We start from the raw sequence: 19,496 nt of genomic DNA, 5'->3' as shown, positions 1-19,496 counted from the left end.
TTAATCGCTGGCCCGCAGGATGCGGGCCGGGCGTACCGCAAGAGGGCGCAGGGCAAAGACTAGGCCCGCGCCCAGAGTTACGAAGATACCAGCCAGCACGATGCCAATGGCCGAAGGCCAAATGACGGCAAAATCCGTGTCAAAGATGAATGTCGCCACGGCCCATCCGCCGAGAATGCCCGCCAGCAATGCGACAGACCCAGCCGCAGCCCCCAAAAGCACCGCGCGTAGGGCAAAACTTAGCAGAATGCGGCGTCTGTCGGCGCCCAGTGTTTTAAGGATTGCGGCTTCGTACCTGCGGGCGGGTTCGCCTGCGGCAGCAGCGCCGATCAAGACCAAAAAGCCTGTCAGAAGTGAAACGCCCGCCCCGTAGGACGTCGCCGCCGCCAGACCTGCCAACAGGCCAGACACCCGGTCGATCGCGTCTCGCACGCGGATCGCAGTGATGTTTGGAAACTGCCCGGCCAGATCGCGCAGAATGGCGGCTTCGGCCTGTTCTTCGGCGTAGACCGTGGCGATGAAGCTGTGCGGCGCACCGGCAAGGGCTGACGGGTTCATGGACATGACGAAACCCATCCCTGCGGTCGAGAAATCTACTTCACGCAATGATGTCAGTTCGGCCGTAATATCGCGCCCGAGAATGTTGACCGTCAATTCATCGCCGAGTTTGAGGCCCATTTCCTCGGCTTCTTCGGTCGCAAAGCTGACTTGGGGGCTGTCCGAGTAATCTTCGGGCCACCATTGGCCTGCGGTGAGCCGTGCATTTTGGGGGGGCAGCGCCGAATAGGTCACACCGCGATCACCGTCCAGAACCCAATGATCGCCAGCAACGTCCCGCGCCGGGCGTCCGTTGATCTGGGTGATGATGCCCCGCAGCATCGGTGCGCTCTCTACCCGGCTGACGGCGGGATCCTTTGCCAGACGATCCGAAAACCCGGGCATCTGGTCTTTCTGGATATCGACGAAAAAATAGGACGGAGCAACGTCGGGCAGGTTTCCTGAGATTGCGTTGCGCAATGTCCCGTCGATTTGTCCGACCGCCGCCAGTACCGAAAGGCCCAATCCCAAGGACAACACGACCGAAGCTGCGCCTTCGCGGGGGTTGGAAATGGCCGCCAGCGCCCAGCGTAGGGCTGGGCGACCTCGGGCCGGTCTTGCCGCAAGGCGTGAAAGCCTGCGGATACCCAGCGCAGATAGCGACAAGAGGAGCAGCGCGGCGATCAGCCCTCCGCTGGTCCAAAGCGTCAGGCGCGCAGACCCGCTGAACCATGCAGCCGCCGAAATCAGCAGCGCCAGACCTATACCTGTGGCAATCACATACACGGTGCGCGGTAGAACCTTTGCCGAGGTCAGGGCATCGCGAAACAAGGTCGCGGCGCGGACGTCTTCTGTCCGGGCTAGCGGCCAGAGCGTGAACAAAAAGGCGGTGAGAAGCCCGTAGAGCGCGGCCTCTGCCAAGGGCTGCAGATAGAGTGAAAACACTGCCGGTACAGGCAGACGGGCTTCGATCAGAGGTGCCAAGACCAGAGGCGCAACCCCGCCCAGTATCAGGCCCAGCACGATGCCTATGCCGGACAAGATACCGATCTGAATCATGTAGGTTTGAAAGATGGTTGCCTTGTCTGCGCCCAATGTCCGCAGGGTTGCGATGGTTTCGGTTTTCTGGGCGAGATAAGCGCGCACTGCGGCGGAGACGCCGATGCCACCTACTGCCAGACCGGATAGCCCGACCAAAACCAGAAAGGCGCTTAAACGGGCGACAAATTCGGAAATTCCGGGCGCGCCGTTTCGGGCATCGGTCCAGCGCATGCCAGTTCCATCAAAGAACGCCTGCGCCTTTGCTGATAGTGTTCCGAGATCAATGTCTTGCGGCAGGTCCAGCCTGTATTTTGTTGAAAACAGCGTTCCCGGCGCAAGCAGTCCAGACGCTTGAAGGTCCTTTGTGCGAACCATCGTTCGCGGTCCCAACCCGAACCCGTCTGCGGCCCCGTCCGGCTCATGTACGAGGGCTGCCATCAATACAAAGTCCTGAGTTCCAAGCGAAACCCGGTCACCTATCGCCAAACCCAACCGGTCGATCAGCAGCGGATCCATGACGGCGCCGGGCAGTGACCCTTGTCCGTCCAACGCGACCGAGAGCGGCATCTCGGGCTCCAGGACCGGCGACCCCAAAAGGGGATAGGCGTCATCAACCGATTTCACCTGTGTCAGGGCGCGTTGGGTTTCGCCGTTCAACTGGACAACGGCCATCGAGCGAAAATCAACGACCTCGGATAGGGCTTGTGCCGTCTGCTGCATCCAGGCGCGTTCATCGTCACTTGCAAAGCGATAGGTGAACTCCAACTGCGCGTCCCCGCCCAAAAGGGCCGCGCCTTCTTCGGACAATCCGGTCTGGATGGCGTGGCGAACGGACCCAACCGCGGCGATTGCCGCGACCCCAAGCGCCAGACAAGCGAGGAACACCTGAAACCCCCGCAGCCCACCGCGCAGTTCGCGACGCGCCAAACGCGCGGCAAGGCGCAGGCTCATTCTGCGGCCTCTTGCTGCGTGTCTTCGGTTATGCGCCCGTCGCGCAACCGGACCACCCGGTCACATTTTTGGGCCAGGCTGTGGCTATGCGTGACCAGTATGAGGGTAGCACCATGTCGATCCCGGAGATCAAACAACAGGTCGACAATGGCGGTGCCGTTGGCTTCGTCCAAATTCCCAGTGGGCTCGTCAGCCAGTAATATCTGAGGGCGCGGCGCGACGGCGCGCGCAAGGGCAACGCGCTGTTGCTCTCCCCCAGATAGCTGCGCCGGATAGTGATCTCGGCGATGCGCCAGTCCGACGGCCTCCAGCTCCGTTTCTGCCCGCGAGAAGGCATCACGATGTCTTGCCAGTTCCAACGGCGTGGCGACGTTCTCCACGGCTGTCATCGAGGGGATGAGATGAAAATTCTGGAAAACAACGCCCATCGCGCTGCGTCTGAAACGAGCAAGTGCGTCTTCATTCATACCGGTCAAATCGTGACCCAGCGCAGTGATCTTGCCGCTTGTTGCCTGCTCTAACCCGCCCATCAGCATCAGCAATGACGACTTTCCAGACCCGGACGGACCAACCAGCCCCAGTGTTTCGCCCTTGTTTACCGATAAATTGATGTCGTGCAGAATATCCACCCGACCGGCATTGCCATCCAGCGACAAAGCGGCATTTTGAAGCGAAAGAACTGGTGATGTCATAGGTCAATCCAAGCGGAGGTGGTCAATTGGGATATGGAGCGGTTGGGATTTTGCGCAAGGCTTTGATGTCAGGCGCGTTTGTTTGCTGCGGCTTTGCGGCCACAGCCGAGACCGTTGTGATCGCGGCTCTGGGGGACTCGCTGACCCAAGGGTACGGTTTGCCGGAGCAGGATGGTTTTGTACCTCAATTGGGTCGGTGGTTGCAGTCTCAGGGAGGCGATGTTCGCTTGATCAATGCCGGAGTATCCGGGGACACAACCGCAGGCGGTGCATCCCGTGTCGAGTGGACACTGACACCGGATGTAGACGGAATAATCGTTGCTTTGGGTGGGAACGACCTGCTGAGAGGGATTGATCCCGCAGTATCGCGCGCCAATCTTGAAACGATCATACAGGCCGCCGATACGGCCAGTGTTCCGGTTCTGTTGGTCGGCATGCAGGCGCCGGGGAACTACGGGACAGACTACAAGTCCGAGTTCGATGCGATTTACCCCGATCTGGCAGGGCAATATCAGACCGGCTATGCCCCCAGTTTTTTCTCTGGGCTGACGGCAGAGGGTGATCCCAATGCCGCCCAGACTTTCATGCAAACGGATGGCATACATCCCAATGCCGAAGGGGTTTCCCTAATCGTTCAGGCGCTTGGTCCCTATGTTCTGGAATTGGTCGCGCGGATCGACAACTAGTCAAACCACAGTCACAACAGTACCGATCGGCACGCGCGCATACAAATCTATGACATGTGCGTTCAACATCCGGATACACCCGTTAGAGGCCGCTGTTCCGATCGTTTGTGGCTGCGTTGTGCCATGTATCCGGAAATAGGTGTCGACACCGTTCTGGAACAGGTAAAGGGCGCGGGCACCAAGTGGATTGTCGCCTCCGCCCGGTTGGACATAGTCGTTGTCCTTGAAGCGGGCATATGTCCTTGGTTCCCGTTCGATCATTTCTTCGGTTGGCCTCCAGGTGGGCCATTCTTTCTTGACGTCAATCGTGGCGGTTCCGGTGAATTCCAGCCCGGCTTTGCCGACGCCGCAGCCATAGCGGATGGCCTTGCGCGGCTCGGTCACGAAGTAGAGGTAGAAAGAGCGCGGCACCACCAACAACTGGCCCGGCAGAAACTCTTTCTTGATTCTCACGTATTGAGGCGTGGGATCGTATTCGACGGCTTTTTTCTTTGCCGTGGCCATTCCCGGTATCAAACAGGTGGCGGCGGCTGCGGTAACGAATGTGCGACGTGTGAACATGGTGGTTCTCTTCAAAACAACACGGAAATCATAACGATAATGTTGAATGATATCCGATCCGGTCAATCACCGGGGCAGAGTAACCGAAATGTGATGTATTCCTGCGGACACAGTATCGACGTCGTGCCGCCGGTCGAAAAAGAAAAAGGGCAGGGGATTATCCCTGCCCTTGGAACGGCTTACGCCAGTTCGATATTGTCCGCGCTTTCGCGGCCGTCACGACCCGAGCGCAGCTCGTACGTGACTTTCTGGTTGTCGGCCAGACCGGTCAGGCCCGAGCGCTCGACGGCCGAGATGTGTACGAAGATGTCTTTGCCGCCATCTTCGGGCGCGATGAAGCCGTAGCCTTTGGTGGTGTTGAACCATTTTACGGTGCCTGCTGGCATATCCGTTGTCTCCTGTTTGGTGCTGCCCACGTGGTTGCGGCAGCCTGGCGTCGTCGGTCTGGATCGAGAGACTGAGCGCCGTAGAAGGAGACAGTAGGTCGAAATAGAAAAACGTTAGCACCTTGGATATGGCATTGGAACGACTGCGTGGCAAGATGCGTTGCTTAAGTCACGTTCGAAGCGAATTTCACTCGCGTGCCATTTATCTCCAAGTCTAAAGGCGCAGCGAGCGATGCATGTGGTTTTTCTTTGCCCACTTCGAATGCCGCTCGGTCGTCAAATCTCTCTAATATGAGCTTCTTTTGGGAGCTATTGAGGGAGTTTATCCACGAAGGCCTAAAGTATGTGTTCTCAGTGCACTCTAGAGCGGTCCGTAAGATCGCATTCGGTAGGAGCTCTGCTTTACACTCAGCGTAAGATTTCACAAATCTCCAAGAAGAATCCCTATCTCTGTCGTTTGTTGAGGAAACGGAGAGTAACGTAGTGCCATTGGACTGGGGCATTGTTGTTAATTGTGCGTACGAAAACTTACGCCCGAAATCGGAAAACGGCTGAAGTTGATTGCCAGCGATATCGTTCTCAATGCAAAAACAACCAGTCGAGGAAAACGGCAACGCGGCATCGATCAAAGCGGAATAGAAGAAGAGATTCCGGGTGCTCTTTATACTCTTGATACGTTGGAGCAGATTTACGAGATCCCAGTTATACCGCGCATAGTGAGCCATGTGCTCAAGTTCGTCCGTGTAGACATTCGGGTCCATCCAAAATTCAAAACTTGGCACTTCTCGGAGCCAGTTTAAGAACAATCCGGCGTCGGTGTGCACAATAGCCTCATAAAGCGCGCATCGGATAGCCAGGCCCAGCGAATTACGGTAACTTGGGTTCAGAGTTTTGTTTTCGATTTCAGAAAATACGGTCGCGTCGTGCTCCGCGCACAGGCCTGGGAAAGTTGATGCTCTTTTGGCACTGACTTTGGCGAAATCCTGACGTCTACTATCTGAGGGTTTTGCATTCGGCCCATTTGAAAATCCAATTACATGGCCTGCTTCTGTGATTTCTTTGAGCGGACCTTTGCGTTGTTGTGAATGAGAAGCGATCACGGGGTGTCCGCAAGAGACACCGTTTGTGGAAACAGGGCAAGTTCGAGGGCGATGCATGAACTTTGCCTGATCATGACTGATTTCAATTGGTTTTTTGTAAGTCTTGTTTCTGTGGCAGTCGCTATAGTGTTGCCCACTGCCACAGAAACAGAGTTGATCTGAAAAAAGATCGTCGAACTGTTCTTTTGTAAGCAAACCGCTACCGCGCAAACTTCTTATGCTTCAACCGCTTGGGCTCCAACGCATCTGGTCCCAGGCGGCGTTTCTTGTCTTCTTCGTAATCCTCGAAGTTGCCCTCGAACCATTCCACATGCGCGTCACCCTCGAAGGCCAGAATATGCGTGCAAATCCGGTCGAGGAAGAAGCGGTCGTGCGAGATGACCACGGCGCAGCCGGCGAAATCAACCAGTGCGTCTTCTAGTGCGCGCAGGGTTTCGACGTCCAGATCGTTGGTCGGTTCGTCGAGCAGCAGGACGTTGCCGCCTTCTTTCAGCAGGCGGGCCATGTGGACGCGGTTGCGCTCACCGCCTGACAGCAGCGAGACCTTTTTCTGCTGGTCGCCACCCTTGAAATTGAACGACGAGCAATAGGCGCGCGAATTGACCTGTGCGTCACCCAGTTGGATGATCTCGGCACCGCCGGTGATCGCCTCCCACACGGTGTCGTTGTCCTTGAGGTCATCGCGGGACTGGTCGACATAAGACAGCTCGACCGTGTCACCCAGCGAGATGGAGCCGCTGTCGGGTTGTTCCTGACCGGTGAGCATCTTGAACAGGGTCGATTTACCGGCACCGTTGGGGCCGATGACGCCGACGATGCCGCCGGGGGGCAGGGCGAAGTCCAGCCCTTCGATCAGTTGCTTGTCGCCCATGTGTTTCGACAGACCTTCGACCTCGATCACCTTACCGCCAAGTCGCTGGCCGTTGGGGATGACGATCTGGGCGCGGGTCAGCTTTTCGCGCTCGGACTGTTCGGCCAGCTCGTTATAGGCGTTGATCCGGGCCTTGGACTTGGCCTGGCGCGCCTTCTGGCCCTGACGCATCCATTCCAGTTCGCGCTGTAGGGTCTTTTGCTTGGACTTGTCTTCGCGCGCTTCCTGCTCCAGCCGTTTGGCCTTTTGTTCCAGCCACGAGGAGTAGTTGCCTTCGTAAGGAATGCCGCGGCCACGGTCGAGCTCAAGAATCCAGCCGGTAATGTCATCTAGGAAGTAACGGTCGTGGGTGACGATCAGGATGGTCCCCTTGTAGTCGATCAGGTGCTGTTGCAGCCAGGCGATGGTCTCGGCGTCCAGGTGGTTGGTCGGTTCGTCGAGCAGCAGCATGTCGGGCGCTTCCAGCAGCAGTTTGCAGAGCGCCACGCGGCGTTTCTCGCCGCCCGAGAGGTTGGCGATGTTGGCGTCATCCGGCGGGCAGCGCAGCGCCTCCATCGAGACGTCAATCTGGCTGTCCAGATCCCACAGGTTCTCGGCGTCGATCGCGTCCTGCAGGGTGGTCATCTCTTCCATCAGCTCGTCCGAGTAGTTCTCGGCGATCTCCATGGCGATTTCATTGAAGCGGTCGACCTTGGCCTTTTTCGCGGCCACGCCCAACATGACGTTTTCGCGGACGGTCAGCGATTCATCCAGCTGAGGTTCCTGCGGCAGATAACCGACCTTGGCACCTTCGGCGGCCCAAGCCTCGCCGGTGAAGTCGGTGTCGAGACCGGCCATAATCTTCATCAGCGTCGATTTACCCGCGCCGTTGACGCCGACGACACCGATTTTCACGCCGGGCAGAAAGCTCAGGTGGATGTTTTCAAAACACTTCTTGCCACCGGGATAGGTCTTCGAGACACCCTGCATGTGGTAGACATATTGATAGGCGGCCATTGATCTGCTCCGATGGAATCCAAGTTTGAAGGCGGTAATATATTGGAAGACTTTGAGGAGCAATCGGCAGATGTCATTTGAGAAGATGGGGATTGATCGATCACACGTTCAAAGGGCCATAGAGTGGACAAAGTCGCTGTTGGAATTGCCAACGGGTCGCGCTCCGTCGCAGAACACGTATCTTCTGTGTCCGGTTGAAAGGACACTTTGGGACCTGAAGATTGTAGTGGACCGTGTTTTGGAAGGCGTCCCTGTTGGGGTGAAGCCCAGAGAATGGGTTACGCAGACGTTTGAGGGCGACTTGATGCAGCTTGGTTTCGATATCCTGAAGTTTGATGATCGACGGCAGAGGAACCTTGGTGTGTTGCGTTGTGACCTGTCCGAATTGCAAAGCGCTCATATTGTCAAATGGGCAAACGGGGCTGAAGAAAGAAATGCCTTTGCAGCCCCGGCAGGGCCAAAAGTGAATCAAGATCAGCCAATGCGTGTCTCGACGGCGACAACTCGGTTTGTTCGCAATTCGGAATTTGTACGTCTCGTTAAGTCTCGCGCGAACGGAACGTGTGAGTGCTGTGGGGGGCGTACTTTCCAAAATAGTTTTGGTGAATGGTTTCTTGAAGTTCATCATAAGACTTGGTTGTCGGAAGGCGGTCGTGACGAGCCATCAAATATGATTGCGCTATGCCCGAACTGTCACCGGCGCGAACATTTTGGCCGCGATCGAATGTACGGTTTGCAGAGTGATCTTGATGATTGCCCATCGGCTGTCTCCGAACCAATTGACTGACGGTTGTTCGGGTGGACGCGGTGCAACCTGTTGATTGACAAGGCGGCTCAGTTCTGAACATCAGCAAGGGATGGAGCGAAACACCATACCATTTGCACGGCCGGGTCAGGTGATCGGCCTGTTCGGAGGGTCTTTTGACCCTCCGCATCGGGGCCACGTGCATGTGACTCGCGAAGCGATGAAAGCCTTTGGTCTGGACCGGGTCTGGTGGTTGGTGACACCGGGCAATCCGTTGAAGGAGAAAGGCCCAGCCCCGTTGGAGCGTCGGGTCGAAGCGGCCAAGGCGGTCATGCAGCACCCACGTGTCACAGTGACGGATATTGAGGCTCAAACCGGCACGCGAGCAACAGCGGATACACTGGCAGCGCTGCAATGCCTGTATCCGCAGGTCCGGTTTGTGTGGTTGATGGGGGCGGACAATCTTGCGCAATTTCATCGCTGGAAGGATTGGCGATTGATTATGGATAGCGTACCAGTTGGCGTTGTCGCGCGACCGGGGGATAGGATTTCGGCCCGGATGTCCCCCGCAGCGCGGGTTTATTCCAAGTACAGGATCGACGGACAGGCGCGCCATCTGCTGGGTAAGGCCGAGGCTCCGGCCTGGTGTTTCGTGAATATGCCGATGGTTGACGTCAGTTCGACGGAACTCCGAAATCGTGGCGTTTGGGCGAATGGGGTGTTGCCGGAATAGCCCCTGCAAGAGCATAATCATCAGTGACCGGTTGTTTGCCAGTGATCTCTGGGATTGTAATTGACCCATGGCTGATCGTTTTTCACGACGTAGTTTTCTCGGAAGCCTTGGCGCGGCCTTGATCCCCGCTGCGGTCTTGGCTGATGCGCCTTCGGTATCGCTGCGGCCTCAACTGCGCGGTGTGCAGCCAAGCGGAGCCGAGCGACTGATCCGGGCGGCCGGTTTAAAAGGAGAGGTCGCGTTCGCGGTGGCGGATGTAGAAACAGGGGCCGAGTTGGAGGCGGTTGCTGGCGACGTGGGGTTGCCGCCGGCCAGTGTCGCAAAAGCCTTGACCGCGCTTTACGCGCTGGACGTGCTTGGGCCGGAACACCGGTTTGAAACCAAACTGGTGGCGGGAGGGCCGATAGAGGGCGGCATCCTCAAGGGGGATTTGATCCTGGTTGGAGGGGGTGATCCCCTGTTGGATACGGACGCGCTGGCGACGATGGCAGCCAATTTGCGTGAGGCCGGGGTCATCGAGGTGCGCGGCGATTTCAAAGTATATGACGGTGCTTTGCCCTATGTGTTCAGTATCGACGCAGGTCAACCAGATCATCTTGGTTACAGTCCGGCAATCAGTGGGATATCTTTGAATTTCAACCGTGTGCATTTCGAGTGGAAACGCGAGGGTGCCGACTACAGCGTAGCGATGGATGCGCGCAGTGCGCGTTTCAATCCGGCGGTCGATATGGCCACGATGCGGGTCGATGCTCGAAAGGCACCGATCTATACCTATGAGCCGAGCGCACGTCAGGATCGTTGGTCAGTCGCGCGAGGCGCATTGGGCAACGGAGGCGCACGCTGGTTGCCTGTAAGAAAACCGGCCCTGTATGCGGGTGATGTGTTCCGTACGCTAGCCCGGTCGAATGGAATTGTCCTGGATCGTGTGCAAGTGACCCGCGAAGCGCCCCAAGGTGCCGTGCTGGTCGTGCATAGAAGCGATCCGTTGGACAGTATCCTGCGCGGGATGCTGAAATACTCGACCAACCTGACGGCCGAAATGGTTGGTATGGCGGCGTCGACGGCGCGTGGGGCAGAGTTGCAATCTCTGACCGACTCTGCGGCGGAAATGAACAGATGGGCGGCCGAGACTTATGGCGTCAATGGCATTGCGATGGTCGACCATTCCGGGCTAGGAGACGCGTCTCGGGTCGCTCCGGGGGATCTGGTCAAGGCCTTGATCGAGGCACAAAAGGCTGGAGCCCTACGGCCATTGTTGAAAAAGTTCACATTGGCGGACAGCCAGGGGCGACCAGTTAAAAATCATCCGATCAAGGTGGACGCCAAAACCGGGACATTGAATTTTGTATCCGGTTTAGGTGGGTTCATCACGACGCCAGACGGGTCCGAGCTGGCGTTCGCCATCTTCACAGCCGACGTTAACCACCGGGCCACGATCCCCCGTGCCCAGCGCGAGCGCCCGCAAGGAGCGCGCAGTTGGAACAGTCGTTCGCGCAAGCTGCAGCGCGCCTTGATCGAGCGTTGGGGAACCCTGAACGGCAGTTAAATTCAGGTGGTGTGACGCGCCCGTGCGCCGCGTTCGATAGCGGCTGCGTGCAGCCTGTCGATGTTCAGCTCATACCGAATTTCTTCCAGTAGACGCAGCTCGGTTTCAGCAAGAGATCCATCCGCTGCGGCGACATCGCAGGCCAGCGCATAGGCCGTTTCGTGCAGGCGTTCGGGCAAGTTGTCCCGGATTAGACCGAAAAGCGCATCCAGCCCGTCTTCTTGTTCAAACAAGTCAAATACGGTTTGCGAAACACGCCGTGTCCGGTCGATGTCGTATTCGGCAAAGACCGGTAGCATATTCACCGCACCTTCGATCTTGACCAGTTCGGCTGTGCGGATGGTTTCATCCGATGCCGAGACCGCGACCATGATCGCAACAAGGCAATCCTGAGGGGACATCGGGTGAGGAACTTGATCGGTCATGCTGTCGTCCTGATTAAGCTGTTCTGAGCGGGCACGATAGGAGGGGTCGAGTTGAGGTTCAATGAGTTTTGCCCCCGGCACTCATAGAATAGGCAGCGGTCCGCGAGTTTTGGTCTGCCGCAGAACAAAATTGCTGCGTGTGTCGCGGACCAAGCCGGACTTCAGCAAACGCTGCATGATGAAGTGCTCAAGCTCCTCTGGTGTTTTCGCATAGACCTTCAGAATAAAATCATGATCCCCTGTGATTGAAGCACATTCGACAATCTGTGGTTCGGTTTCCACGAGGCGCAGGAAAGAGGCGATATTGTCTTCCTGATGATCGCGCAGAGCAACATGGACATAGGCAATCGCGTTCAGCCCGACAGATTTGGCTTTCACCTGAGCTGCGTAGCCGGACACAATACTAGCAGCCTCAAGATCCCGCACCCGGCGCCAGCATTGTGACGCGGACAAACCGGTGCGATCAGCCAGGTCTTGCATGGACAGACGCCCGTCCGATTGGAGTTCTTTGAGAATGGCAATATCGGCGGGTTGAAGAATTTGGGTCATATTTTGATCATTCTCGGAATGTTTCATTCAAAATAGGGCAAAACGCGACGCCATCAAAACTAATTCTGTCGCCGCAAAGGTATAAACTTTTCTTCAGGAGGAGTCGCCATGCCTAAATCGACAAATTACGTTGCCAAGGTCGCAGATGCGCAGGGCAATATTGCCTATACCGCCGAGGAGGATGCTGTTTGGGCTGATCTCTATGCCGCGCAGCAAAGCAACATTCGTCGGTACATGGCGCGCGAATACCTTGAAGGGCTGGAGCGGTTGGACTTGCCAAAGACATCTGTCCCGTCGTGCAAGGACATCTCTGACCGATTGTTGGATCTGACAGGTTGGCGGGTTCAGCCGGTGCCGGCGTTGATCGGGTTCAAAACCTTCTTTGGAATGTTGGCAGACCGGGTGTTCCCCGCTGCGTCGTTCATCCGATCGCGCGAAGATTTCGACTATATCGAAGAACCCGACATCTTCCACGAAATCTTCGGTCATACGCCGCTGCTGAGCGATCCGCGATTTGCAACCTTTAGTCAGGCGATCGGGCAAGCGGGCGTTGCGGCCGAAGATCGAGATTATTCGTGGCTGATCCGTCTTTATTGGTTCACGATCGAATTCGGGTTGCGTCGGCAGGACGGAGAGATAAAGGCGCTGAGGTCGGGGCTTGCATCTTCTCCCACCGAATTGGTTTACGCCGTTGAAAGCGACATTCCCGACCGGGATCCGTTCGATGTTCTTACGATCCTACGCACGCCTTATCGGATCGACATGCATCAAATGGGCTATTTCGTGTTAGAGTCGCCCGAAGACCTGTTTGAGGCCGCCGACCGAGATTTGTTGGCGGATGTACGACGGGCGCAGACCCTTGGGCTGCTGCCGAACAAGTTTCCGGAAAAAGCAACTGCGGCGGAGTGAACCGAAAATGATCCCAACTGGAGAGACCTGCAGCCTGTCGGACCGGACCTGTGTGCCCTGTTCCGGCGGAATTCCACCTTTGACGGCTGATGAGGCCAATACGCATATGGCCGAGCTTACCTCTGAGTGGAAACTGGACGCGGAGGCGAAAACGCTGAGCCGCCACTACACGTTCAAAGGGTTTGCCAAGGCAACCTATCTGGCCAATCTTTGCGCGTGGCTTGCGGACCAACAGGGCCACCACCCGGATATCGCGTTTGGCTGGGGCTATGTGGATGTCAAATTGACGACGCACGAAATTGGTGGCCTCAGCGAGAATGATTTCATCTGGGCGGCCAAACTGGATCAATTGACCTCGTGATCCCGCGTTTCTAGCCTTTCCAGTCAGGAAAAACCCCAGGCTTTATTGACTCATGCTGCACCGGCACAATAGGAGGGGCCGGTCGGTTGCATGCGGTGACCGGCACTGTTTTTCCCGATGGAGCTTGTCGAATAATGTCTGAACTGCGTGAAACCGCGATGTCGTCCAAGGCTTGGCCTTTTGAAGAGGCGCGCCGGGTGCTCAAACGCTATCAGAAGGGCGCTCCTGAAAAGGGGTACGTGCTGTTTCAGACAGGGTATGGACCGTCGGGCCTGCCGCATATCGGGACATTTGGCGAGGTTGCCCGGACGTCTATGGTACGTCACGCTTTTGAGCAGATCAGCGACATCCCAACCAAGCTGATTTGTTTCTCGGACGATATGGACGGCTTTCGCAAAGTGCCGACCAACGTACCGATGCAGGACGCGCTGAAGGAAGACCTGCACCTGCCGCTGACCAAAGTGCGCGATCCGTTTGGCACGCACGAAGGTTTTGCGCAGCACAACAACGCGATGCTGTGTGACTTTCTGGATAGCTTCGGGTTTCAGTACGAATTCGCCTCGGCCACTGAATACTATACCAGCGGCAAGTTTGATGAGATGCTGCTGACCGCCTTGGACCGGTTCGAGAAAATTCAGGAAATCATGCTGCCGACACTGGGGGCAGAGCGGCGCGAGACCTATTCCTGCTTTCTGCCGATCAGTCCGAAAACCGGCCACGTGCTGCAAGTTCCAACGCTGGAGCGCAACGTGGCCAAAGGCACGATCGTTTATCAGGAACCCGACGGCGAAAAGGTCGAAATCCCCGTCACCGGCGGCAACGTCAAGATGCAGTGGAAGCCGGATTGGGCGATGCGCTGGGCTGCGCTGGGTGTGGACTATGAGATGTCGGGCAAGGACCTGATCGACTCGGTCACGCAGTCGTCGAAAATCTGCCGGGCGCTGGGCAAGCAACCGCCCGAGTCGCTGAGCTATGAGTTGTTCAATGATGAGCAGGGGCAGAAAATCTCGAAATCCAAGGGCAACGGTTTGTCGATGGAGGAGTGGCTGACCTACGCCGCGCCCGAGAGCCTATCGTATTTCATGTACCAAAAGCCCAAGACGGCCAAGCGTCTGTATTTTGATGTTATCCCCAAAGCAGTGGATGAGTATCACCAGCAGTTGCGCGCCTATCCGGGGCAAGAGCTGAAGGCTCAGTTGAACAACCCCGTCTGGCACATCCACGGTGGCGACGTTCCTGAATCAACGCTGATGGTGCCGTTTGCAATGTTGTTGAACCTTGCGTCGGTTTCCGGTGCCGAGGACAAAGAGGCGTTGTGGGGCTTCATCCGCCGGTATGCGCCTGAGGCTACGGCCGAAACGCATCCCGACCTTGATCAGGCGGCAGGCTTTGCGGTGCGTTACTTCAACGATTTCGTCAAACCAACCCGCCAACATCGCGCACCAACGGATCAAGAACGCGAGGCGTTGGAAGCGCTCAAAGCCGCGCTTGCAGACTATGACGGTCCGATCGAGGATGAGGCGTTGCAATCCGTGGTCTATGCCATCGGACGTGATCGGTTCGATCCGCTGCGGGGATGGTTCACCGCTCTGTACGAAGTGCTTTTGGGTGCGTCTCAAGGGCCGCGTTTCGGTGGGTTTATTGCGCTGTATGGCGTGCCTGAAACGATCGCGTTGATCGACAAGGCGCTGGCCGGAGATCTGGTCTGATTTGACCTGATACCTGATGGGGCTACCCTTCGATCAGGAGGTGGCCCCATGCGCCGAATTATTCTTGCCGTAGCTGTCAGTGTTGGGCTGGTCACCAGCGGTGCCGCTCAGGATGCCGAGATCGAGGCCAATATCGCAGCCCAGATACAGGCGTTCAAAGCGGATGATTTCGTCACCGCCTTTACCTTTGCCAGCCCGAATATCCAGAACATATTTCGCACGCCCGAGAATTTCGGGGCGATGGTGCGAAATGGCTATCCGATGGTCTGGCGGCCATCCGAAGTAAGGTTTTTGGAACTGCGCGAAGTGGCCGGGGCTTTGTGGCAGAAGGTGATGATCGTGGATGGGGACGGGCGTGCCCATATCCTTGACTATCAAATGATCCAGCTTGAAAGCGGGTGGAAGATCAACGGCGTCCAGTTGCTTGGAAATTCCGATCCGGCCGCGTGATGCAACGCCTCCGTTACGGTGACGTGATGGGCGATTAATCCCTTTTCGATTAACAGGGGCCTTGGGCGACATGCTTGAGGCCCCGTCTCTACGGGGTTTCTGTCGTGTGATGCTGGATTCCAGACGGGGAGGGGACGGGGAGAGGTGGGTTTGAGGCCCCCAGTTGCCTTGAGGAAAGGAAACCGGGGACCTCCGCTAGCCGCGCGCTTGGCGTTGGGAACCACTCGTCGCGACCGCACCCCAAAATAACAGCCACCGATTTCAGTAGGAAGATAGACACGCGGGATGGGGGCGACACACCACCGAGTTTCGGGGGAAGTCGGCAGTGTGCGCCCCCTGATGCTGCTGCGTACCCCCTCGTGAACAAACTCAACCCACCAACAAATCAGCAGCATCAAGGCCAGAAATAGTGGGTTGGAGGGAATGGTCATGCGAAAATAGGTCAACCGTTTGTTACTTGGTGCCAAAATAGCTTTCCGAAGACCAACTAATCGCAGGATTTATGTTGATGTGATCCTTTCCAACACAACAGACGTATTATCTTATGTCCCTAACCCCATTGGGGACCCTACGTGAGTGACTACACCCCGCCTCTGTGCGGGGTGTTTTTTTGAAACCCTCACAGGGACGCAGTTTCAGCAGGAAGATTGACACGCGAACGCCCGGGAACCACCCCGGGCGTTCGACTTACCAGCGAGTGAAGGGCCGACCAAAGCCCATCCTCCTAGAAATCACGTCCGAGATATTGGGGTCAATCTGTCGTTGTAAATGACCGTTGTGACAACGCTAAGTGACTGTTTATAAAATATATAATTGACGTGAGGCATCGGCATAATTTTATTCGTGGGGTAGAAATGACCCGCGAGATGACCAACATGACCGCATACCTTATTGCACACCCGAATGGGTTCACCGAGACAGCCGAAGGGCTGGTTGAACTCGAACAAATGCTGCCCATGCCAGACGAGGCCCGAGACCGGCTGATGGCCGGGGAAACCGTGACCTTGGATTCGTTCCTAGGACAGGTGGATGTACGAGAGGTAAAAGTTGGCAGGAAATCACAAGCGAAACTAACGCCACGTAACTAGGTGCACACTAGGAGGTTAGGAGATGAGCAACGTGAAGACGTGCACCAAATGCGGCGAAAGCAAAGCTCTTGTTCACGGGCGTCAATGCCAAAGTTGTAGAACGGCAGCGCAAAGAGCCCGACGCCAATCAAAAGCAGCGTTAAGACCTAAGCCCAAATGTAAAATCTGTGGGTGCGAGTTTACCAAGAGCGGCAACTATCAGATTTTTTGCGGATCGGAAGACTGCGAGAGTAAGGCTAAGGCCGAGTATCAACGTGAATTCCGTCGGACCGACAAGTACAATGCTTGGTATGCAGATTACTACGGAACTGACGCGGCACCGGGTGAGCGAAAGGCTGAGATTTCTGCGATTGCAGCGGCACGGACGCCGGAAGATTTGCGCGAACGCGAACAAGCATACCAGCGAAAGTGGATTGAAAAAAACCGCGGCAAGTTCAACGCTAAAGCGGCGCGTCGTCGCGCGGCACTTTATGACGCCACGCCCGAATGGGCAGAGCATGATGAGATCGAAGTCATCTATGAGAATTGCCCAGAAGGGTATGAGGTGGACCACGTGATCCCACTGCAAGGTGAAAACACCTGCCGCGCTATTCAGTCGATGTTACACGCCCCATGGAACCTTAGGGTGGTGCCAATGTCTGAGAACCGAAGCAAAGGCAACAAATATGAGGGTGTGTGAAAGCCAAGACCTGTATTATGAGGCGTTCGTCTACACAGCGCCCAGCGAGGGACAATATCCGCGCCCTTGGATGACTGACCTGTCGGACCCATCCGAAGCCGACTGTTTCATCGTCGGGCGTAACCAACGCAACGGCTACTCTGTGGACCTCGTTGGCAGCCAAGAGCGGCACGTTGATGCCCTGTTCAATCGCAACGGCCAGTCGTGCCGTGGCCTCTACGAACAACTTTGCGAGACATCCCCGACCCGGACAAACATCGACCGGTTATCGGAGCGCCTCAAACACGTTGGAGCAAAGGTTCTGGAAACCAACGTGGTCTGCTTTTCCACGCCTATGAGCGCCGATCTGACCGAAAATCAGCGCAGGGTTGGAACCAAGATTTTCGAGTGGGTCCACAACCGGATTTCGCCCAAGGTCGTAGTTGTGCATGGGCGCGGCGCGGCCAACGATTTGGCTCGATTGGACATCGCCAATAGTTGCGTTATCGAAATGCCCTCGCTGGCTCCACCGGCCTACAACAAATGGCACAGCCGGTCGGAAGCAGAGTTAGACCGAGTTGCGGAAGCTGTGAAAAGGGGGTTGGCGGCATGACCAACGTAGTCCAGTTCCCCGGGTCCAAGGACACGCCCGAAACCGATGCCCATGAACCCAACATCACAATCAACATCCAAGTGACCCCCAAGGCGACCTTTCCTTGGGGTCCGTTGTTTCTATGCGTGTTCGCGATAGGGTGTGTGATCCTGGATTTTGCACTCGGGTAATCCGCGAAAATGTGACTTGACCTGAGTTAGAACAAAAGTAGAACATGAGCCATGACCGAGTGGCCCCGAACTATCCCCTTTGACCTCAAATGCAAACTCGAACAACTGCAGGAATGGCGCTCGAAGCCCAGCCTACAGGACGAGTGGGCCACCATCCGCGAGTGGTTGACCAAGCACGGAGTGACCGCGCCAGATGTGTTGCCCAGTGAACCGGAACTCCCCAACCACTGGGACGACACCGTCTGATACCCAACCGCCGAAACAACTGATACAGGGTCTCATTCACAAGGGAACGCTTCTTTCATTGCCGCAGTGAAGAGAATTTGTGCAGGATAATGCCTTTGATCGGGATTTTTTTCCAAGTATGCCTTAAAAATGTCCGTAACTTGAGGAGAAGTTACGGAATTCGGTGTGCAGTATCCCAGAACGCTATTAACTTCTTTGAGTGCTTTGTTTACGTCTAGTTCGGTTACATCTTCGCTGTTTTGAATGCGTGCAGCAAGGGCAGTATACATTCCGCCATCATTTACGCCAAAAACGTAACCGGCACAGAACGCTTCGTCACTGCGCACAGTACTGCTACAAACTTCCCACAGCGCATTTCCGTCAAGGCTCTGGGCGGACACGACCCCAGCGCCAAAAGTCAAAATAGTAGCTAAGACCAGATGCTTCATTTGTTAGTCCTATTTCTCGGAATGGTGGCCGCCTATTTGGATTAGATGTACTTACTTCAGAATTTTGTGCCTTTTCAATCTGCGCCAATTCCTTTCACAAATACGCCAGTTTTCGGAAGCACTCTTCTATTGGATTTTCGCGCCGTTATACCAGTAATAACCGCTGCGGGCTCACCAGACGTGACACCGCGTCCGAACTCGGCAGGTGTCCCGGGTCGCCAGCAACGTACACCCGGCAAAGGTCTTCCAACAGTTCTCGGTTTGGCCCCTGTTTGGGGTCGTTCCGGTTTTGGATATAGGCCATCCCAGCCCGCAGTCGGTCGTACCAGTCGCCGCCCGCGAACCGCGCCAGCAAAATCAATGGCACGGCCCGGTCAGCGTCCCGACCTCCAAGCCCGTCGAGGTCCTCGGTACTCGGGGCCAGTTCGATTTCGGGTTCCCCGGCCCAGAAGTCCACCACCTGTTGCCGCAGGTCGTCCAGCGGGTTTCCCCCAAGCACGTTCTTTTCTTTCCGGATGTTTTGTTTGCTTCCAGTGCGGTCTGGCACCATGCGAACCACGTAGGCCCGACTTTCGTTTGCTGGGGGCAGGTCGTGGAGTGATGCCCCGGCGACCGGCGCATACAACGACCGGAACACCGGTTGCCACGTGTTCCCTATCTGCTCCATCTTCGCGGATTGTTTGCCCCGCTCAAAACCTGAGTTCCAGATACCGGTCATATCGTCGTTGCCTTCTTTCGTGGCAACCCATGTGTCCAGTTCGTCGAGGAAAAACGCCACCGAACCTTTCGCGATATCAAACATCGCTATCACCGAAGCGGAGGTCGAACGGTCCAGTATGACGGCTTGCGGGACGGTGAAGGCCATGAGTTCCAACACGGTCGTCTTGCCCGAGTTTGGTTCGGGGCTTTTGATCAAGACGCGCGGGTACTGGGAAAACAGGTTCGCGTTTCCTGCATGGAACTCCACGCGGTGGTCGCTCATGGAGAGGACCCCAGCTCGTGGGATGCCGACACTCGGGCATATCTGGGAACATTGATAAAACCA

23 protein-coding genes and 1 pseudogene are annotated in these 19,496 nt (G+C 56.4%); 13 read left to right on the top strand and 11 right to left on the bottom strand.

Going from position 1 to position 19,496, the window contains the following annotated elements; translation table 11 throughout:
- Both ACR0KS_RS09125 and ACR0KS_RS09120 read right to left on the bottom strand, forming a co-directional pair.
- On the bottom strand, positions 1-2,529 hold the full coding sequence (locus ACR0KS_RS09125; RefSeq protein WP_170563463.1) for an FtsX-like permease family protein: 2,529 nt from the start codon (positions 2,527-2,529) through the stop codon (positions 1-3).
- The gene (locus ACR0KS_RS09120) at positions 2,526-3,221 is read right to left on the bottom strand and encodes an ABC transporter ATP-binding protein (protein WP_170563460.1); all 696 of its coding nucleotides are present in this window, start codon (positions 3,219-3,221) and stop codon (positions 2,526-2,528) included. Before ACR0KS_RS09120 ends, ACR0KS_RS09125 begins: the two co-directional genes overlap by 4 nt.
- Before the next feature lie 65 nt (positions 3,222-3,286).
- On the opposite strand from ACR0KS_RS09120, the gene ACR0KS_RS09115 reads away from it, so the two are divergent.
- Positions 3,287-3,907: an arylesterase gene (locus ACR0KS_RS09115; protein WP_170564744.1), complete on the top strand. Its 621-nt coding sequence runs from the start codon at positions 3,287-3,289 to the stop codon at positions 3,905-3,907.
- Here ACR0KS_RS09115 and ACR0KS_RS09110 read toward each other — a convergent pair whose 3' ends face one another.
- The 5 genes and pseudogenes from ACR0KS_RS09110 to ettA all read right to left on the bottom strand — a co-directional run bounded on the left by ACR0KS_RS09110 (position 3,908) and on the right by ettA (position 7,821).
- Complete coding sequence (locus ACR0KS_RS09110; protein WP_170388946.1) at positions 3,908-4,468, bottom strand: L,D-transpeptidase; 561 nt, start codon at positions 4,466-4,468, stop codon at positions 3,908-3,910. It lies immediately after the preceding gene.
- Positions 4,469-4,647: 179 nt separating this feature from the next.
- On the bottom strand, positions 4,648-4,854 hold the full coding sequence (locus ACR0KS_RS09105) for a cold-shock protein (protein WP_170378838.1): 207 nt from the start codon (positions 4,852-4,854) through the stop codon (positions 4,648-4,650).
- A gap of 164 nt (positions 4,855-5,018) precedes the next feature.
- Positions 5,019-5,954: a hypothetical protein gene (locus tag ACR0KS_RS09100; protein WP_170563457.1), complete on the bottom strand. Its 936-nt coding sequence runs from the start codon at positions 5,952-5,954 to the stop codon at positions 5,019-5,021.
- 108 nt (positions 5,955-6,062) lie between these two features.
- Positions 6,063-6,149: pseudogene (locus ACR0KS_RS09095) on the bottom strand (SEC-C metal-binding domain-containing protein); the annotation flags it as partial.
- Positions 6,150-6,153: 4 nt separating this feature from the next.
- A complete protein-coding gene (gene ettA / locus ACR0KS_RS09090) occupies positions 6,154-7,821 on the bottom strand; it encodes an energy-dependent translational throttle protein EttA (RefSeq protein ID WP_170414758.1) in 1,668 nt (555 codons plus the stop codon).
- Positions 7,822-7,891: 70 nt separating this feature from the next.
- On the opposite strand from ettA, the gene ACR0KS_RS09085 reads away from it, so the two are divergent.
- The 3 genes from ACR0KS_RS09085 to dacB all read left to right on the top strand — a co-directional run bounded on the left by ACR0KS_RS09085 (position 7,892) and on the right by dacB (position 10,845).
- On the top strand, positions 7,892-8,608 hold the full coding sequence (locus ACR0KS_RS09085; RefSeq protein WP_170563454.1) for an HNH endonuclease signature motif containing protein: 717 nt from the start codon (positions 7,892-7,894) through the stop codon (positions 8,606-8,608).
- A 70-nt stretch (positions 8,609-8,678) separates the two neighbouring features.
- The gene (locus ACR0KS_RS09080; protein WP_170563451.1) at positions 8,679-9,299 is read left to right on the top strand and encodes a nicotinate-nucleotide adenylyltransferase; all 621 of its coding nucleotides are present in this window, start codon (positions 8,679-8,681) and stop codon (positions 9,297-9,299) included.
- Positions 9,300-9,366: 67 nt separating this feature from the next.
- Positions 9,367-10,845 carry a D-alanyl-D-alanine carboxypeptidase/D-alanyl-D-alanine endopeptidase gene (gene dacB, locus ACR0KS_RS09075; protein WP_170563448.1) on the top strand — a complete coding sequence of 493 codons (1,479 nt, stop codon included), beginning with the start codon at positions 9,367-9,369 and terminating at the stop codon, positions 10,843-10,845.
- A gap of 2 nt (positions 10,846-10,847) precedes the next feature.
- Here the strand turns inward: dacB and ACR0KS_RS09070 are convergent, their stop codons facing one another.
- Both ACR0KS_RS09070 and ACR0KS_RS09065 read right to left on the bottom strand, forming a co-directional pair.
- Positions 10,848-11,270 (bottom strand): tellurite resistance TerB family protein, encoded by a 423-nt coding sequence (locus tag ACR0KS_RS09070; RefSeq protein WP_170388952.1) that lies wholly within the window; start codon positions 11,268-11,270, stop codon positions 10,848-10,850.
- An 81-nt stretch (positions 11,271-11,351) separates the two neighbouring features.
- Positions 11,352-11,819 (bottom strand): Lrp/AsnC family transcriptional regulator, encoded by a 468-nt coding sequence (locus ACR0KS_RS09065; RefSeq protein ID WP_170563445.1) that lies wholly within the window; start codon positions 11,817-11,819, stop codon positions 11,352-11,354.
- Positions 11,820-11,927: 108 nt separating this feature from the next.
- On the opposite strand from ACR0KS_RS09065, the gene phhA reads away from it, so the two are divergent.
- The 9 genes from phhA to ACR0KS_RS09020 all read left to right on the top strand — a co-directional run bounded on the left by phhA (position 11,928) and on the right by ACR0KS_RS09020 (position 18,023).
- Positions 11,928-12,728, top strand: a complete 801-nt coding sequence (gene phhA, locus ACR0KS_RS09060) for a phenylalanine 4-monooxygenase (protein WP_480693181.1) — start codon at positions 11,928-11,930, stop codon at positions 12,726-12,728.
- Positions 12,729-12,735: 7 nt separating this feature from the next.
- Positions 12,736-13,089, top strand: a complete 354-nt coding sequence (locus ACR0KS_RS09055; RefSeq protein WP_170563440.1) for a 4a-hydroxytetrahydrobiopterin dehydratase — start codon at positions 12,736-12,738, stop codon at positions 13,087-13,089.
- 134 nt (positions 13,090-13,223) lie between these two features.
- Positions 13,224-14,798, top strand: coding sequence for a lysine--tRNA ligase (locus ACR0KS_RS09050; protein WP_170563437.1), 1,575 nt, complete (start codon positions 13,224-13,226; stop codon positions 14,796-14,798).
- A gap of 48 nt (positions 14,799-14,846) precedes the next feature.
- Positions 14,847-15,248 carry a DUF4864 domain-containing protein gene (locus ACR0KS_RS09045; protein WP_170563434.1) on the top strand — a complete coding sequence of 134 codons (402 nt, stop codon included), beginning with the start codon at positions 14,847-14,849 and terminating at the stop codon, positions 15,246-15,248.
- 854 nt (positions 15,249-16,102) lie between these two features.
- Positions 16,103-16,336, top strand: coding sequence for a hypothetical protein (locus ACR0KS_RS09040; protein WP_170563431.1), 234 nt, complete (start codon positions 16,103-16,105; stop codon positions 16,334-16,336).
- A gap of 22 nt (positions 16,337-16,358) precedes the next feature.
- Entirely contained in the window at positions 16,359-17,015 is a 657-nt protein-coding gene (locus tag ACR0KS_RS09035; protein ID WP_170563429.1) for a hypothetical protein, read from the top strand.
- Complete coding sequence (locus ACR0KS_RS09030) at positions 17,002-17,607, top strand: hypothetical protein (RefSeq protein ID WP_170563426.1); 606 nt, start codon at positions 17,002-17,004, stop codon at positions 17,605-17,607. Before ACR0KS_RS09035 ends, ACR0KS_RS09030 begins: the two co-directional genes overlap by 14 nt.
- The gene (locus ACR0KS_RS09025; protein ID WP_170482658.1) at positions 17,604-17,777 is read left to right on the top strand and encodes a hypothetical protein; all 174 of its coding nucleotides are present in this window, start codon (positions 17,604-17,606) and stop codon (positions 17,775-17,777) included. Before ACR0KS_RS09030 ends, ACR0KS_RS09025 begins: the two co-directional genes overlap by 4 nt.
- 51 nt (positions 17,778-17,828) lie before the next feature.
- On the top strand, positions 17,829-18,023 hold the full coding sequence (locus tag ACR0KS_RS09020) for a hypothetical protein (protein WP_170563423.1): 195 nt from the start codon (positions 17,829-17,831) through the stop codon (positions 18,021-18,023).
- Between the two features lie 32 nt (positions 18,024-18,055).
- On the opposite strand, the gene ACR0KS_RS09015 is transcribed toward ACR0KS_RS09020, so the two are convergent.
- Together ACR0KS_RS09015 and ACR0KS_RS09010 are read right to left on the bottom strand one after the other, a co-directional pair.
- The gene (locus ACR0KS_RS09015; RefSeq protein ID WP_170563420.1) at positions 18,056-18,451 is read right to left on the bottom strand and encodes a Rap1a/Tai family immunity protein; all 396 of its coding nucleotides are present in this window, start codon (positions 18,449-18,451) and stop codon (positions 18,056-18,058) included.
- 145 nt (positions 18,452-18,596) lie between these two features.
- Positions 18,597-19,433 carry a DUF3631 domain-containing protein gene (locus tag ACR0KS_RS09010; protein WP_170563416.1) on the bottom strand — a complete coding sequence of 279 codons (837 nt, stop codon included), beginning with the start codon at positions 19,431-19,433 and terminating at the stop codon, positions 18,597-18,599.
- Positions 19,434-19,496: the final 63 nt, after the last annotated feature.

Source organism: Ruegeria sp. BC7, from assembly GCF_056539165.1.
The sequence above is the reverse complement of the archived record's forward strand: the minus strand, read 5'-3'. Positions and strand labels throughout refer to the sequence as shown.